17 protein-coding genes are annotated in these 13,165 nt (G+C 59.9%); 11 read left to right on the top strand and 6 right to left on the bottom strand.

Going from position 1 to position 13,165, the window contains the following annotated elements; all coding sequences use genetic code 11:
* The first annotated feature begins 79 nt into the window (after window positions 1–79).
* The 7 genes from M1B34_RS26710 to M1B34_RS26680 all read left to right on the top strand — a co-directional run bounded on the left by M1B34_RS26710 (window position 80) and on the right by M1B34_RS26680 (window position 4,975).
* Window positions 80–661 carry an Rnf-Nqr domain containing protein gene (locus tag M1B34_RS26710; RefSeq protein ID WP_268266695.1) on the top strand — a complete coding sequence of 194 codons (582 nt, stop codon included), beginning with the start codon at window positions 80–82 and terminating at the stop codon, window positions 659–661.
* Entirely contained in the window at window positions 658–1,866 is a 1,209-nt protein-coding gene (gene rsxB / locus M1B34_RS26705) for an electron transport complex subunit RsxB (RefSeq protein ID WP_268266694.1), read from the top strand. Before M1B34_RS26710 ends, rsxB begins: the two co-directional genes overlap by 4 nt.
* Window positions 1,853–2,851, top strand: coding sequence for an RnfABCDGE type electron transport complex subunit D (locus M1B34_RS26700; RefSeq protein ID WP_268266693.1), 999 nt, complete (start codon window positions 1,853–1,855; stop codon window positions 2,849–2,851). Before rsxB ends, M1B34_RS26700 begins: the two co-directional genes overlap by 14 nt.
* Complete coding sequence (locus M1B34_RS26695) at window positions 2,848–3,453, top strand: RnfABCDGE type electron transport complex subunit G (RefSeq protein ID WP_268266692.1); 606 nt, start codon at window positions 2,848–2,850, stop codon at window positions 3,451–3,453. The genes M1B34_RS26700 and M1B34_RS26695 overlap by 4 nt, the downstream gene beginning before the upstream one ends.
* Window positions 3,446–4,024 carry an Rnf-Nqr domain containing protein gene (locus tag M1B34_RS26690; protein WP_268266691.1) on the top strand — a complete coding sequence of 193 codons (579 nt, stop codon included), beginning with the start codon at window positions 3,446–3,448 and terminating at the stop codon, window positions 4,022–4,024. The genes M1B34_RS26695 and M1B34_RS26690 overlap by 8 nt, the downstream gene beginning before the upstream one ends.
* Window positions 4,025–4,049: 25 nt before the next feature.
* A complete protein-coding gene (gene nth / locus M1B34_RS26685; RefSeq protein WP_268262600.1) occupies window positions 4,050–4,688 on the top strand; it encodes an endonuclease III in 639 nt (212 codons plus the stop codon).
* Between the two features lie 107 nt (window positions 4,689–4,795).
* The gene (locus tag M1B34_RS26680) at window positions 4,796–4,975 is read left to right on the top strand and encodes a PA3496 family putative envelope integrity protein (RefSeq protein WP_123328671.1); all 180 of its coding nucleotides are present in this window, start codon (window positions 4,796–4,798) and stop codon (window positions 4,973–4,975) included.
* Between the two features lie 117 nt (window positions 4,976–5,092).
* Here the strand turns inward: M1B34_RS26680 and M1B34_RS26675 are convergent, their stop codons facing one another.
* From M1B34_RS26675 to M1B34_RS26665, 3 genes are all read right to left on the bottom strand, one after another.
* Window positions 5,093–5,719 carry a response regulator transcription factor gene (locus M1B34_RS26675; RefSeq protein ID WP_123328672.1) on the bottom strand — a complete coding sequence of 209 codons (627 nt, stop codon included), beginning with the start codon at window positions 5,717–5,719 and terminating at the stop codon, window positions 5,093–5,095.
* A 488-nt stretch (window positions 5,720–6,207) separates the two neighbouring features.
* Window positions 6,208–7,425, bottom strand: coding sequence for an argininosuccinate synthase (locus M1B34_RS26670; RefSeq protein WP_123328673.1), 1,218 nt, complete (start codon window positions 7,423–7,425; stop codon window positions 6,208–6,210).
* Window positions 7,426–7,554: 129 nt separating this feature from the next.
* Window positions 7,555–8,463, bottom strand: a complete 909-nt coding sequence (locus M1B34_RS26665) for a flagellar protein MotY (RefSeq protein ID WP_123328674.1) — start codon at window positions 8,461–8,463, stop codon at window positions 7,555–7,557.
* A gap of 158 nt (window positions 8,464–8,621) precedes the next feature.
* Here M1B34_RS26665 and pyrC point away from each other — a divergent pair, with 158 nt between their 5' ends.
* Window positions 8,622–9,668, top strand: coding sequence for a dihydroorotase (gene pyrC, locus M1B34_RS26660; RefSeq protein ID WP_268262601.1), 1,047 nt, complete (start codon window positions 8,622–8,624; stop codon window positions 9,666–9,668).
* A complete protein-coding gene (gene rnt, locus M1B34_RS26655) occupies window positions 9,665–10,342 on the top strand; it encodes a ribonuclease T (protein ID WP_123328676.1) in 678 nt (225 codons plus the stop codon). The genes pyrC and rnt overlap by 4 nt, the downstream gene beginning before the upstream one ends.
* 62 nt (window positions 10,343–10,404) lie before the next feature.
* Here the strand turns inward: rnt and M1B34_RS26650 are convergent, their stop codons facing one another.
* Window positions 10,405–11,007 (bottom strand): peroxiredoxin, encoded by a 603-nt coding sequence (locus M1B34_RS26650; protein ID WP_268266690.1) that lies wholly within the window; start codon window positions 11,005–11,007, stop codon window positions 10,405–10,407.
* A 326-nt stretch (window positions 11,008–11,333) separates the two neighbouring features.
* Here M1B34_RS26650 and M1B34_RS26645 point away from each other — a divergent pair, with 326 nt between their 5' ends.
* Together M1B34_RS26645 and bfr are read left to right on the top strand one after the other, a co-directional pair.
* A complete protein-coding gene (locus M1B34_RS26645; protein WP_123328678.1) occupies window positions 11,334–11,552 on the top strand; it encodes a bacterioferritin-associated ferredoxin in 219 nt (72 codons plus the stop codon).
* Between the two features lie 212 nt (window positions 11,553–11,764).
* Window positions 11,765–12,238, top strand: coding sequence for a bacterioferritin (gene bfr, locus M1B34_RS26640; RefSeq protein ID WP_123328679.1), 474 nt, complete (start codon window positions 11,765–11,767; stop codon window positions 12,236–12,238).
* A 123-nt stretch (window positions 12,239–12,361) separates the two neighbouring features.
* Here bfr and grxD read toward each other — a convergent pair whose 3' ends face one another.
* Complete coding sequence (gene grxD / locus M1B34_RS26635) at window positions 12,362–12,703, bottom strand: Grx4 family monothiol glutaredoxin (protein WP_123328680.1); 342 nt, start codon at window positions 12,701–12,703, stop codon at window positions 12,362–12,364.
* 96 nt (window positions 12,704–12,799) lie between these two features.
* Window positions 12,800–13,165: molybdopterin dinucleotide binding domain-containing protein (locus tag M1B34_RS26630; RefSeq protein WP_279653476.1), on the bottom strand; the 366-nt coding region annotated here is incomplete at its 5' end.

Below are 13,165 nucleotides of genomic sequence, written 5' to 3'. Positions count from 1 at the left end.
CATATCCGCCTGGCCCCTGTGCCTCGTCGGATCATGCCTACTCTTTATAGGCCACCGACCGTTCTCACCGGCCACCGACATGAACGACCTCCTTCTCACGCTTGTCAGCACTGCCCTGATCAACAACTTCGTGTTGCAGTGGCCCCTGGGCGTCGATCCGCTGCTGCAGGCGAGCGAGCAACCCGCCGCCGAGCGCAGCAAAATCCACGCCCTGGGCATCGCCACCACCACCCTGATGTTGCTGTGCAGCCTCGCGGCGTACCCGCTGTACCACGGGGTGCTGGTGTCACTGGGGCTGACGACGTTGCAACTGTTTATCTTCCTGCCCTTGAGTGTGCTGCTGATTCGCCCACTGTTGAGGCTGCTGCCCCGGGCACTGCCCAAGCTGCCGTTCGAGGGACTCTGGCCCTTGCTGCTGGGCAATGCCTGCGTACTCGGCCTGTTACTGATGAATAACCAACAGGACCTGGGGCACTCTATCGCCCTGAGCCTGGGCGCCGGCCTGGGTTTCTGGCTGGTGCTGGGCCTGTTCGACGACCTGCGCCAGCGCGTTTCCCACCCTGATGTGCCCCTGCCCTTTCGCGGCTTGCCGATCGGCCTGATCAGCGCCGGCTTGCTGGCGGTGGCCTTTCTCGGTTTCAACGGACTGACCACCCCATGAGCCTGATTCAACGCATTGACGCCCTCTTGCCCCAGACCCAGTGCGGCAAATGCGGCCACCCCGGATGCCTGCCCTACGCGGAAGGCATTGCCGCCGGCGAGGCCATCAACAAATGCCCGCCCGGGGGGCGCGAGACCCTGGCCAACCTGGCGCAGCTGCTCAAGGTGCCGGTGCTGGAACTGGACACCAGCCGGGGCTCGGCACCTGCGCAAGTGGCCTTTATCCGTGAAGCGGAATGCATCGGCTGCACTAAATGCATCCAGGCCTGCCCGGTGGACGCCATCGTCGGTGCGGCGAAGTTCATGCACACGGTGATCATCGACGAATGCACCGGTTGCGACCTGTGCGTGGCGCCGTGCCCGGTGGACTGCATCGACATGCACCCGCTGCCCTTGGACACCGTGGTGCCCATCGTCGGCGGCCTGGCCATCAACGTCGAACAACTGCAGGCACGCGCCGCCAAACGCAACCACGCCCGCCAACGCTTTGAACAACGCAACGCCCGACTGCATCGTGAAGAACAGCAAAGGCACGCCGAACGCCTGGCGCGCAGTCAGCGCTCGGCCCAGCCCAATGCAGCCGCCGGCAATCCGGTGCAGGAAGCCATTGAGCGGGTACGTGCGCAAAAAGCCGCTGCAGCCGACGCGGCGCTGAAAAAAGCCAAGATTGACCTGGCGATGAGCCGGGCACAGTTGAATAAATCCCTCAAAGCCTTCGGTCATCCGCCGACCTTTGAGCAGCAGTCACAACTGATTGTGCTGCAACGCCAGTTCGAGGCCGCCGAACAGGCCCTGGCCGAACTTGAGCGCAACGCCGAACCGCCAGCAGCCCCTGCCGCACCCAAGGATGCCGAGCTCAAGCGAGCCAAGATCCAGTTGGCCATGCGCCGCGCAGAACTGAAAAAGGCCCAGGGTGGTGATGCGTCCAGCGCAGAGTTGGCCACCTTGGCCGCGGCCCTGGCAGCCGCCGAACAGGCTCTGCATGCCGCCGAAGAGGCTAGTGGGCAACCGGCACCGGACTTGGTACGGATCGAAAAACGGCCCATCGATGCACCGTTGCGGCAGCTGAAAACCGAGCTGGCCTATGCCCGGGCCGAGGTCAGCAAACTGGAGCGCCGGCCGGACACAGACCCCGCCGATCTGGCCAAGGCCCGGGAACGGCTGGCCGCCGCCGAGCGCCAGGTGCAAGCCCATGCTGCGCCCTGAAGCCCCCACAGACCTGCGCCTACGCCAGGCCATGCAGCGTGTGCTGCTGGCGACGGTGCCGGGCCTGCTGGTGCTGTTGTGGCTCTACGGCTGGGGCGTGCTGATCAACCTGCTGCTGGCCCTGGGCACAGCCCTGGCGCTGGAGGCCGCCGTGTTGCGCCTGCGCCAGCGGCCATTACGCCCGAGCCTGGGGGATGGCAGTGCCTTGATCAGCGCCACCTTGCTGGCCATGGCCCTGCCGCCCTACTGCCCCTGGTGGCTGACCGTCAGTGCCGTGGCCAGTGCGCTGCTGCTCGGCAAGCACCTGTACGGCGGCCTCGGCAAAAACCCTTTTAACCCGGCAATGCTCGGTTACGCCCTGGCGCTGGTGTCGTTTCCACAGCCAATGACCCATTGGCCAGCCACCCAGGGCCTGGACCTGGTCGCAGCGCTGCAGTCGATATTCGGCTGGCATTTCGGGGCCGCGCCGCCTGACGCCTGGGCCCAGGCGACGGCCCTGGACAGCCTGCGGATCAATCACAGCCTGACCGTCGACGAACTGTTTGCCGGCCACCCAGCCTTTGGTCACGTTGGCGGCAAAGGTGTGGAATGGGTCAACCTGGCGTTCCTCGCGGGCGGCCTCTGGCTGTTGCAACAGAAGGTGTTCAGTTGGCACGCGCCGGTGGGCATGCTCGCCAGCCTGTTCGTCATCAGCTTGTTGTGCTGGAACGGCTCTGGCTCCGACTCCCACGGTTCCCCGCTGTTCCACCTGCTCACGGGCGCCAGCATGCTGGGTGCGTTTTTTATCGTCACCGAACCGGTCTCGGGGCCCAAAAGCGCCAAGGCTTGCCTGCTGTTCGGCGTCGGGGTCGGCCTGTTGACCTACCTGATCCGCACCTGGGGCGTCTACCCCGATGGCCTGGCCTTTGCCGTGCTGCTGATGAACCTTGGCGTGCCGGCCCTGGAACGCTGGGTGGCTGCCACTTCAAGGGCGGATCGAGGATGAATCGCCAGCCTGTGACGGTGCTGCTGGTGGCGGTGGTCGGCCTCACGGTGGGATTTCTTGTGCACCAGGCCACAGCGCCGCGGATCGCCGCCGAACAACGGGCGCTGGAGGCTCGGCACCTGCTGGACGTGCTGCCGGCCGGCAGTTACGACAATCAACCGCTGGACCAACCCCTGCCCTTCACAGCGCAGACGCTGAAACACAGCAACCTGATCGGCGGTTACCGGGCGACGCGCAATGGCCAGCCCAGCGCAGTGCTGCTGCTCAGCCGGGTGACGGGCTACGGCGGCCCTATCGAACTGCTGATCGCCATTGATGCCCAGGGCCGGCTGTTGGGCAGCAAAGCCCTCAAGCAAAGCGAAACCCCCGGCCTCGGCGGTCGCCTCACTGAACAGCCCAATCCCTGGCTGCAAGGTTTTGTCGGCCGCTCCCGTGCGGAACCGGGGGACAACGGCTGGGCCCTGAAAAAAGACAGTGGCCAGTTCGACCAGATCGCCGGGGCAACCATCACCTCCCGGGCGGTGATCAATGCCCTGCATGACGCCTTGGGCTATTTCGACGGGCATCGCCCCCAACTGCTGGGAGGCCCCGACCATGAATAAAGCCTCGCCACTTTTGGGCACCCTGATGTTGACGCCGTTGGTCGGCGCCAGCGATTCCCTGGTCAACGCCCTCGGCCTGGCGCTGGCTTTCGCCTGGGTGATGAGCCTTTTCGGCCTGTGCATGGTCCCTTTGCGGGCCAGGCTCAACCCCACCCAGCGCCTGCTGGCCAGTGTGCTGCTCAGCGCCAGCCTCGTTAGTTGCGTGCTAATGGGCCTGCAAGCCTGGGCCTTTGAACTGCATCAACACTTGGCCCTTTATCTCGGGCTGCTCGCCCTGCAATGCGTGGTGCTGGAACAGACGCACTTTTTCCAGACACCCGGCATGCTGCGCCGGGCCGCGCAGTTCTGCTGTCTGCTCGTTGGCCTCGGCGCCCTGCGCGAAGCGCTCGGTGGCGGCGTGCTGGGCCAGCACCTGCAATGGCTGGCCGGCATCAACGACACGGACTGGCCAGGCTGGCGCTGGAGCCAGGGCGGTCCGCACTTGCTCCTCCTCGCCCCCGGTGGTTTTATCCTCCTGGGCCTGCTCCTGGCGGCGAAAAACGCCTGGACTCAACTGCGCAATCCCCATTGAACGCCTGCAAGGAACTGCCTCACCCATGAACGCCGCAAAACGTCTGGAAATATTCCGCCGACTGCACGAAGACAACCCGGAGCCGAAAACCGAGCTGGCTTACAACTCTGCGTTCGAGTTGCTGATCGCAGTGATTCTGTCGGCGCAGTCCACTGACGTCGGGGTCAACAAGGCGACGGCCAAGCTGTTCCCCGTGGCCAATACGCCAGCCGCCATCTATGCCTTGGGGGTCGAGGGGCTGTCCGAATACATCAAGACCATCGGTTTGTACAACAGCAAGGCCAAGAACGTCATCGAAACCTGCCGCCTGCTGGTGGAACGTCATGACAGTGAAGTCCCGCAAACCCGGGAAGCGCTGGAAGCCCTGCCCGGGGTGGGCCGCAAGACGGCCAACGTGGTGCTCAACACGGCGTTCCGGCAACTGACCATGGCGGTGGACACCCATATCTTCCGGGTCAGCAACCGCACCGGGCTGGCGCCGGGAAAAAACGTCGTGGAGGTGGAAAACAAGCTGATGAAGTTTGTGCCCAAACAGTTCCTCCTCGACTCCCACCACTGGTTGATCCTGCATGGCCGTTACGTGTGCCTGGCCCGCAAGCCACGTTGTGGCAGCTGCCGGATCGAAGACTTATGCGAATACAAGCAAAAGACTTCAGACGATTGAGTGACTATTGATATTATTGATCAGGCGATTGAAAAAATCTTTTTTACCCGACCGGTGATTATCGTTATAAGGAGCGCCAATGGCAGTCTTAGCCTGGAGTTGACCTTATGAGCGCTGGCAAAGAACAACTGGACGTAGAAGACGACTTCACCGCTGTTGAAACAGAAGAGGCCGAACCTGTGGTCGAGGTGGCCAAGACCAATCTGAGCAAGCGCCGGACCATCGACAATCTCTTGGAAGAGCGTCGCCTGCAGAAGCAATTGGCCGATTATGATTTTGATCTTTAACCCCTAAAACCTCCCCCAGATGGAGGTTTTTTTGTGCCTGCACAAGTGCTGCCGGCGTGACCGGCAGCCTCTTCACGGGACACTCCCGTCCGCCAGGGCTCGCTGGGGAGCGGCGGGTCAGACCACTTTTTGACGCTGGGCAAACTCGATCAAATCAACCAATGAACGAGCATTGAGCTTGGAAAGCAGGCGTCTTTTGTAGGTGCTCACGGTTTTATTGCTCAAACGCAGATCATCGGCAATGTCCTTGTTGCTCTGGCCCACGGCAAGTTGCTTGAGGACCATCAATTCCCTGCGCGATAGCAGGTCCATCATCTCCCCTTCACTGGTGATTCCCTGGTTTGCGCGAAACGACTGCAACGCTTCGCTGGGGAAATAGCTGTAGCCCGCCAAGACCGCCCGCACCGCGTTGATCAATTCAGTGATGTCCTGCTGCTTGCACACATACCCCGCGGCACCGGCCTGCATGCAGCGCATCGAAAAAGGGCCGGGCACTTGCAGGGTCAAGACCAGAATCTTGATCGGCGCGGCCTGGGCCATCAGGCGCGTGATCACTTCCAACCCGTCCAGCCTTGGAATGCCGATGTCCAGGATCAAAACGTCGGGCATATGCTCAAGAGCCAACTTCAATCCATCCATGCCGTTGTCTGTTTCCGCTACCACCTCGAAACCGTGCCGTTCCAGCAACATACGCACAGCCAGGCGAATGACAGGATGATCATCCACGATCAGTACTCTATTCATAGTTACATCCAAGTCTTGAATGTTATTAAAGCCAGCACGATACCCCAGACATTTGGCTCTTCGCATCGGACTTTGATTAACTTCCACGCGTCAAAGAAGATCCTTACAAACAATAACGAATTGCCCTACAAGCCATGAAGACAAAGGGCCTTCGCCCCCTGACGGCTTTGAGGGGCATCGTCAACACGGCTACTTTTCGTACTGAAACCGGGTATCTAACAACGGCTTATTCAGGTTTTTCTTACTTGCTAAAACAACAACCTGAGTGGCCGTACTTTATTTAATGGCCCGTCACACGTTAGATATTCCCCCCAGTCCTTATTCTTGGAAAAAAGCCGATCACTCTGGGTAATAAACAACCCGCCGGACGGAAATACAGGCATAAAAAAAACGCCGCGTCCTCGAACCGAGAAAGCAGCGTTTTATTGGACACTCAACCCGCAGCCTGAAGGCAAAAACCCTCAGGTCTGCGGCTCAAGCGAACGGCATCACACCAACGTACGGCCCTTGTTCGCAGCAATACGCATGCGCAGGGCGTTGAGCTTGATGAAACCAGCCGCGTCGGCCTGGTTGTAAGCACCGCCGTCTTCTTCAAAGGTGGCGATGTTGGCATCGAACAGCGACTCATCGGATTTGCGGCCGGTGACAATCACGTTGCCTTTGTACAGTTTCAGGCGAACCACACCGTTTACGTGGGCCTGGGAGGCATCGATCATCTGTTGCAGCATCAGACGCTCAGGGCTCCACCAGTAGCCGGTGTAGATCAGGCTGGCGTACTTGGGCATCAACTCGTCTTTGAGGTGAGCCACTTCACGGTCCAGGGTGATGGACTCGATGGCGCGGTGAGCGCGCAGCATGATGGTGCCGCCCGGGGTTTCGTAGCAGCCACGGGACTTCATGCCCACGTAACGGTTTTCCACGATGTCCAGACGACCGATGCCGTGTTCGCCACCGATACGGTTCAGGGTCGCCAATACGGTAGCCGGGGTCATTTCGACGCCGTCCAGCGCGACGATGTCGCCGTTGCGGTAGGTCAGTTCCAGGTACTGCGGGGCATCAGGCGCTTTCTCTGGGGAGACGGTCCAGCGCCACATGTCTTCTTCGTGCTCGGTCCAGGTGTCTTCCAGCACGCCGCCTTCATAGGAGATGTGCAGCAAGTTGGCGTCCATCGAGTACGGGGACTTCTTCTTGCCGTGGCGCTCGATCGGGATGTTGTGCTTCTCGGCATAATCCATGAGTTTTTCACGGGACAGCAGGTCCCACTCACGCCAAGGGGCAATCACTTTTACGCCGGGCTTCAGGGCGTAGGCGCCCAGTTCGAAACGCACCTGGTCGTTGCCCTTGCCGGTGGCGCCATGGGAAATGGCGTCAGCGCCGGTTTCGTTGGCGATTTCGATCAAGCGCTTGGCGATCAACGGACGTGCGATGGAAGTACCCAGCAGGTACTCGCCTTCGTAGACGGTGTTGGCGCGGAACATCGGGAAAACGAAATCGCGCACGAACTCTTCACGCAGATCGTCGATGTAGATCTCTTTAACGCCCATGGCTTGCGCCTTGGCGCGGGCCGGTTCGACCTCTTCGCCCTGGCCCAGGTCAGCGGTGAAGGTCACCACTTCACAGTTATAAGTGTCCTGCAGCCACTTGAGGATCACCGAAGTGTCCAGGCCGCCGGAATACGCCAGAACGACCTTGTTTACGTCCGCCATGCCATCACTCCACGGGGTTCTACGGAAAGCCGCCAAGTCTACCGATCAACGCGGGTAATTTACAGAGGCGCGACAGCTTATGACGACAAAGCGACAGATTATGTCGAGCGCGCGACGGCTACGGCCGTATCAGGACGTCGCCGCGGCGTTGGGCGTGGAAGTGGCTTGCGGTGCGGCCTTTTCAGCCGGCGCCACCCGATCCAGGTGGATATTCACCCGGCGGTTCTTGGCCCGGTTGGCCGGGTTGGTGTTGGGCGCCAACGGGTAACGTTCGCCGTGGAAGCGCAGGGTAATCTGCGACTCGGGAATGCCATTGGCCTTGAAAAAGTCCTGCACCGCCAGGGCCCGACGCCGTGACAGGTCGCGGTTGGTCAAGCGATTGCCACTGTTGTCCGAGTGGCCGTCGATGTCGATGTGATTCACCGTCGGGTCGGCCTTGAGGTATTCAAGCATCACCTGCAGCTTGGCCTTGGCCTGGGGATCCAGGTCGATACCGCCACCGGGAAAACCGATCTGCGCGTCCTTGACCTGTTCATAGTTCATCGGCAACAGCTTGGCGACACAGCTTTGATAGTCGCTGTAGGCCTTGCTGAACTTCACCGGCAACAGACGGACTTCAGAAACGCCGTTGTCGCGGGAGAACTGTCGCACCACCGGGCTGCGCCCATCCATCAGGCCATTGATCAGGCGCCCGGCCTGGACTTGCGAACTGTTGAAGAGCACGCCGTCGCTGCCGGCCTTGACCGCACCGAGGTTGATATCGCCGCGCCCCGGCTGCCAGGGCGCAGCCGCCGCCAGCAGGGTCGCCCCGCCTGCGCCCTGCATCGGGTTGAAACTCTTGAGGCGGAAAATCGCCTGCTCACCGGCACGACGAACGAACTCGCCGGAACCAAAGTCGGTGATGGGCTGAGTCAGGCGGCACTCGAATTTGTCACCTTCGACCGTCCACTCAATGCTCTCCAGACGAGTCTGGAAAGTGAGAGCCATCGCAGGCAGGCTGGCAAACACACTGAGCAAGGCTAGATAACGCTGGCGCACGGGAGGCTCCACTGACGTGTACAACAGAAAAAGTCGACAGGCGTAAATTACGCCGTACCTTCGGGGTATCGGTTGCTCGTTGTAAAACTTGATAGCGAGTGCCTGGATGAGTCTTTTCCGGTAGCATTCCCCCGAGTTTGACCCGCCTGGAATCCCCAATGTCCGACCGCCTGACCCTGCTGCGTCCCGACGACTGGCATATTCATCTTCGCGATGGTGCCGTGTTGACCAATACAGTCGCGGATGTCGCGCGCACCTTTGGCCGCGCCATCATCATGCCTAACCTGGTACCTCCGGTGCGCAACGCCGTGGAAGCCGACGCCTATCGCCAGCGCATCCTCGCTGCGCGGCCGGCCGGCAGCCGCTTCGAGCCACTGATGGTGCTCTACCTCACTGATCGCACCCAGCCAGAAGATGTCCGCGCGGCCAAGGCCAGTGGTTTCGTGTACGCGGCCAAGCTCTACCCGGCCGGCGCGACCACCAACTCGGACTCGGGCGTTACCAGCATCGACAAGATCCTCCCGGCGCTGGAAGCCATGGCTGAAGTCGGCTTGCCGCTGTTGATCCACGGTGAAGTCACCCGTGGCGACGTGGACGTCTTCGACCGCGAGAAGCTGTTTATCGACGAACATATGCGCCGCGTCGTCGAACGCTTCCCAACGCTCAAGGTGGTGTTCGAACACATCACCACCCGTGAAGCCGTGCAGTTCGTCAACGAGGCCTCGGCCAACGTTGGTGCAACCATCACCGCTCACCACCTGCTGTACAACCGCAACCACATGCTGGTCGGCGGTATTCGGCCGCATTTCTACTGCCTGCCGATCCTCAAGCGCAACACCCACCAGGACGCCCTGCTCGATGCCGCCACCGGTGGCAGCGAGAAGTTCTTCCTCGGCACCGACTCGGCTCCCCATGCCCAGCACGCCAAGGAAGCCGCTTGCGGTTGCGCCGGTTGCTACACCGCTTATGCCGCGATCGAGTTGTATGCCGAAGCGTTCGAACAGCGCAACGCGCTGGACAAGCTAGAAGCTTTCGCCAGCCTCAACGGCCCACGTTTCTATGGCCTGCCGGCCAACACCGATCGCATCACCCTGGTTCGTGAAGAATGGACCGCCCCTGCCAGCCTGCCGTTCGGCGAGTTGACCGTTATCCCGCTGCGCGCCGGAGAAAAACTGCGCTGGCGCCTGCTGGAGGAACACTCGTGAGTGAAGACCATTTCGATGACGAACAAGACGGCCATGGCGGCGGTGGCGGTTCACGCCACCCGATGGCGGCGCGTTTTCGTGGCTACCTGCCCGTCGTCGTCGATGTAGAAACCGGCGGCTTCAACTCGGCCACCGATGCGCTGCTGGAAATTGCCGCGACCATCATTGGCATGGACGACAAAGGTTTTGTGTTCCCGGAACACACCTATTTCTTCCGCGTCGAGCCTTTCGAAGGCGCCAACATCGAAGCAGCGGCCCTGGAGTTCACCGGCATCAAGCTGGACCACCCCCTACGCATGGCCGTGAGCGAAGAGACGGCACTGACCGACATTTTCCGCAGCGTGCGCAAGGCGTTGAAAGCCAATGGCTGCAAGCGCGCGATTCTGGTGGGGCACAACAGCAGCTTCGACCTGGGTTTTCTCAACGCTGCGGTCGCGCGCCTGGACATGAAGCGTAACCCGTTCCACCCATTCTCCAGCTTTGACACCGCAACGCTGGCAGGCCTGGCTTACGGCCAGACCGTGCTGGCCAAGGCGTGCCAGGCAGCAGACATCGACTTTGACGGTCGTGAAGCGCACTCCGCGCGCTACGACACTGAAAAGACCGCTGATCTGTTCTGTGGCATCGTCAACCGCTGGAAAGAAATGGGCGGCTGGGAAGACTTCAACGACTGATCCCGTTCCATCGCGACATAAAAAAACCGGCCCTGAGGCCGGTTTTTTGTGCGTGACGCGGCTTACAGCTTGCCGGCGTTCTCGCTCAGGTAAGCAGCTACGCCTTCTGGCGAAGCGGTCATGCCTTTGTCGCCTTTTTTCCAGTTGGCTGGGCAGACTTCGCCGTGCTCTTCGTGGAATTGCAGGGCGTCAACCAGACGGATCAGCTCTTCCATGTTACGACCCAGTGGCAGGTCGTTGATGATCTGCGAACGGACAACACCTTTGTCGTCGATCAGGAACGCGCCACGGAAAGCAACGCCGCCTTCGGACTCAACGTCGTAGGCCTTGGCGATTTCGTGCTTCATGTCAGCAGCCATGGTGTATTGAACCTGACCGATGCCGCCGGCATTGATCGGGGTGTTACGCCAGGCGTTGTGGGTGAAGTGGGAGTCGATCGACACCGCGATCACTTCAACGTTGCGCGCCTTGAAGTCAGCCATGCGGTGGTCCAGAGCGATCAGCTCGGACGGGCAGACGAAAGTGAAGTCCAGCGGGTAGAAGAACACCAGGCCGTATTTGCCTTTGATGGCCGACGACAGGGTGAAGCTGTCGACGATTTCGCCATTGCCGAGAACAGCGGGAACGGTGAAGTCAGGGGCTTGTTTGCCTACGAGTACGCTCATTGGATATCTCCTGGTGTGGTCGAATGAAGAATGAGATACGGCCCAGGTTGCCAGAATGATGCGACAGCCCTGTGACCTGATCTCGCTTCGTAAGGACCGACCATCATACACCGCGTTTTTGAGCTGTCCTTAGCGGTTTTTCAACGCTTTGCGCCCTGGCGCACTTAATCGGCGCATTTTGCGCTGGCGAAAAACCAAGCCGGGGAAACCGTTCGTCACTCGATCAGGAAACTGACACAAAGCTTTCTCAAACCACTTTGACAATCATTCTCGTTAACATTAAGATCCATCGCACTTGGGCCTCAACCAGCGACGGTTCTCTCCTTATGTATGTCTGCCTCTGCACCGGTGTCACCGACGGACAAATCCGCGAAGCAATCTATGAAGGTTGCTGCAGCTACCGCGAAGTGCGCCAAGCCACCGGCGTTGCCAGCCAATGCGGCAAATGCGCTTGCCTGGCCAAGCAGGTCGTACGCGAAACCCTGACCGAATTGCAGAGCAGCCAAGCCACCATTCCCTACCCTGTGGAATTTAATGCGGCCTGAAACATCACCTAAATAACGAATTTTTAAAGAACCGGACTTAGCGTCCGGTTTTTTTATGCCTTTAATTCAAGCGCTTAGCTTCAAGATGCGGATTGCAAACATTCTTATTCCGATTAATTTTCATATATTATTCAATAACTTAGGTTTGACAGTAATCTTTATGCGGCTCAGACTTGCCCAATATTCCACGAATTACAGGGCAGGACCCCATCATGAAAGGCGACATTACAGTCATCCAGCATCTCAACAAAATCCTTGCCAATGAACTGGTCGCGATCAATCAGTACTTCCTGCATGCACGCATGTATGAAGATTGGGGCCTGAACAAGCTGGGCAAGCACGAGTACCACGAGTCCATCGACGAGATGAAACACGCGGACAAGCTGATCAAGCGCATCCTCTTCCTTGAAGGCCTGCCGAACGTCCAGGACCTGGGCAAGCTGCACATCGGCGAGCACACCAAGGAAATGCTGGAGTGCGACCTGCGCATCGAGCGCACCGGCCACGCCGACCTGAAAGCCGCCATCGCTCACTGCGAAACCGTTGGCGACTTCGGTAGCCGCGAACTGCTGGAAGATATCCTGGAGTCCGAAGAGGAACATATCGACTGGCTGGAAACCCAACTTGGTCTGATCGACAAAGTGGGTCTTGAGAACTATCTGCAATCGCAAATGGGCGACGAGTAACTTCATCGGTTAACTCAACGCCAATAAAAAGCCCCGCTCTCTTAAAGAGAAGCGGGGCTTTTTAATGCCTGGATATATCCAGGCAACGCAACGGGGGCGAGCGGCCTCGCCCCGTTAGGTCGATCAGGCTTCGGTCTTGTTTGCAGCTGCTTTTTCAGCAGCGGCCTTGACCAGAGTCTGCAGTTCACCGTTGGCGAACATTTCGGCCATGATGTCGCTGCCGCCTACCAGCTCACCACCGACCCACAGTTGCGGGAAGGTTGGCCAGTTGGCGTATTTAGGCAGGTTGGCGCGGATTTCCGGGTTCTGCAGGATGTCCACGTATGCGAACTTCTCACCACAGCCCATAACGGCCTGAGCGGCTTTCGCGGAGAAGCCACACTGCGGGGCATTCGGCGAGCCTTTCATGTAAAGCAGAATGGTGTTGTTGGCAATCTGCTCTTTAATAGTTTCGATGATATCCATGGAACACCTCGGCTGAACTTTCCGACTCTGTTGTCGGCACGGTGGCGCATTGTAACGGAAAGCCGAGTTGCATGCTCGGTCTCCCCGACAGACACCTCAAGCCGCCTCCACCCGAACCGGCACACCATTGAGTGCGGCATTGCCCGACAACTCATCCACCTGGCATTCATCGGTCAGGTCATTGGCGCTGGAACCCGGCTGCTCGCTGGCGATGCCCATCTGCACCCCGGGCCGCGCGTGCCCCCAGCCATGGGGCAGGCTGACCACCCCCGGCATCATCTCGTGGCTGGCCAAGACTTCGACTTCAATCATCCCTACCCGGGAACTCACCCTGACTCGCTGCCCATCCGCCAGGCCGCGCCGGGCCAAGTCATCAGGGTGCATCAACAGTTGATGACGCGGCTTGCCCTTCACCAGACGGTGATAGTTGTGCATCCAGGAATTGTTACTGCGCACATGCCG

Origin of the sequence: Pseudomonas morbosilactucae (genome assembly GCF_023241715.1) — a bacterium.
Lineage (GTDB): Bacteria > Pseudomonadota > Gammaproteobacteria > Pseudomonadales > Pseudomonadaceae > Aquipseudomonas > Aquipseudomonas morbosilactucae.
The sequence above is the reverse complement of the archived record's forward strand: the minus strand, read 5'-3'. Positions and strand labels throughout refer to the sequence as shown.

Coding starts and splice junctions, on each gene's coding strand:
- M1B34_RS26675 (WP_123328672.1), bottom strand. CDS start 5,719: ATGAATAGAGTACTGATCGTGGATGATCATCCTGTCATTCGCCTGGCT.
- M1B34_RS26695 (WP_268266692.1), top strand. CDS start 2,848: ATGAATCGCCAGCCTGTGACGGTGCTGCTGGTGGCGGTGGTCGGCCTC.
- M1B34_RS26645 (WP_123328678.1), top strand. CDS start 11,334: ATGTATGTCTGCCTCTGCACCGGTGTCACCGACGGACAAATCCGCGAA.
- nth (WP_268262600.1), top strand. CDS start 4,050: ATGAACGCCGCAAAACGTCTGGAAATATTCCGCCGACTGCACGAAGAC.
- grxD (WP_123328680.1), bottom strand. CDS start 12,703: ATGGATATCATCGAAACTATTAAAGAGCAGATTGCCAACAACACCATT.
- M1B34_RS26650 (WP_268266690.1), bottom strand. CDS start 11,007: ATGAGCGTACTCGTAGGCAAACAAGCCCCTGACTTCACCGTTCCCGCT.
- M1B34_RS26680 (WP_123328671.1), top strand. CDS start 4,796: ATGAGCGCTGGCAAAGAACAACTGGACGTAGAAGACGACTTCACCGCT.
- M1B34_RS26700 (WP_268266693.1), top strand. CDS start 1,853: ATGCTGCGCCCTGAAGCCCCCACAGACCTGCGCCTACGCCAGGCCATG.
- M1B34_RS26710 (WP_268266695.1), top strand. CDS start 80: ATGAACGACCTCCTTCTCACGCTTGTCAGCACTGCCCTGATCAACAAC.
- M1B34_RS26670 (WP_123328673.1), bottom strand. CDS start 7,425: ATGGCGGACGTAAACAAGGTCGTTCTGGCGTATTCCGGCGGCCTGGAC.
- pyrC (WP_268262601.1), top strand. CDS start 8,622: ATGTCCGACCGCCTGACCCTGCTGCGTCCCGACGACTGGCATATTCAT.
- M1B34_RS26690 (WP_268266691.1), top strand. CDS start 3,446: ATGAATAAAGCCTCGCCACTTTTGGGCACCCTGATGTTGACGCCGTTG.
- bfr (WP_123328679.1), top strand. CDS start 11,765: ATGAAAGGCGACATTACAGTCATCCAGCATCTCAACAAAATCCTTGCC.
- rsxB (WP_268266694.1), top strand. CDS start 658: ATGAGCCTGATTCAACGCATTGACGCCCTCTTGCCCCAGACCCAGTGC.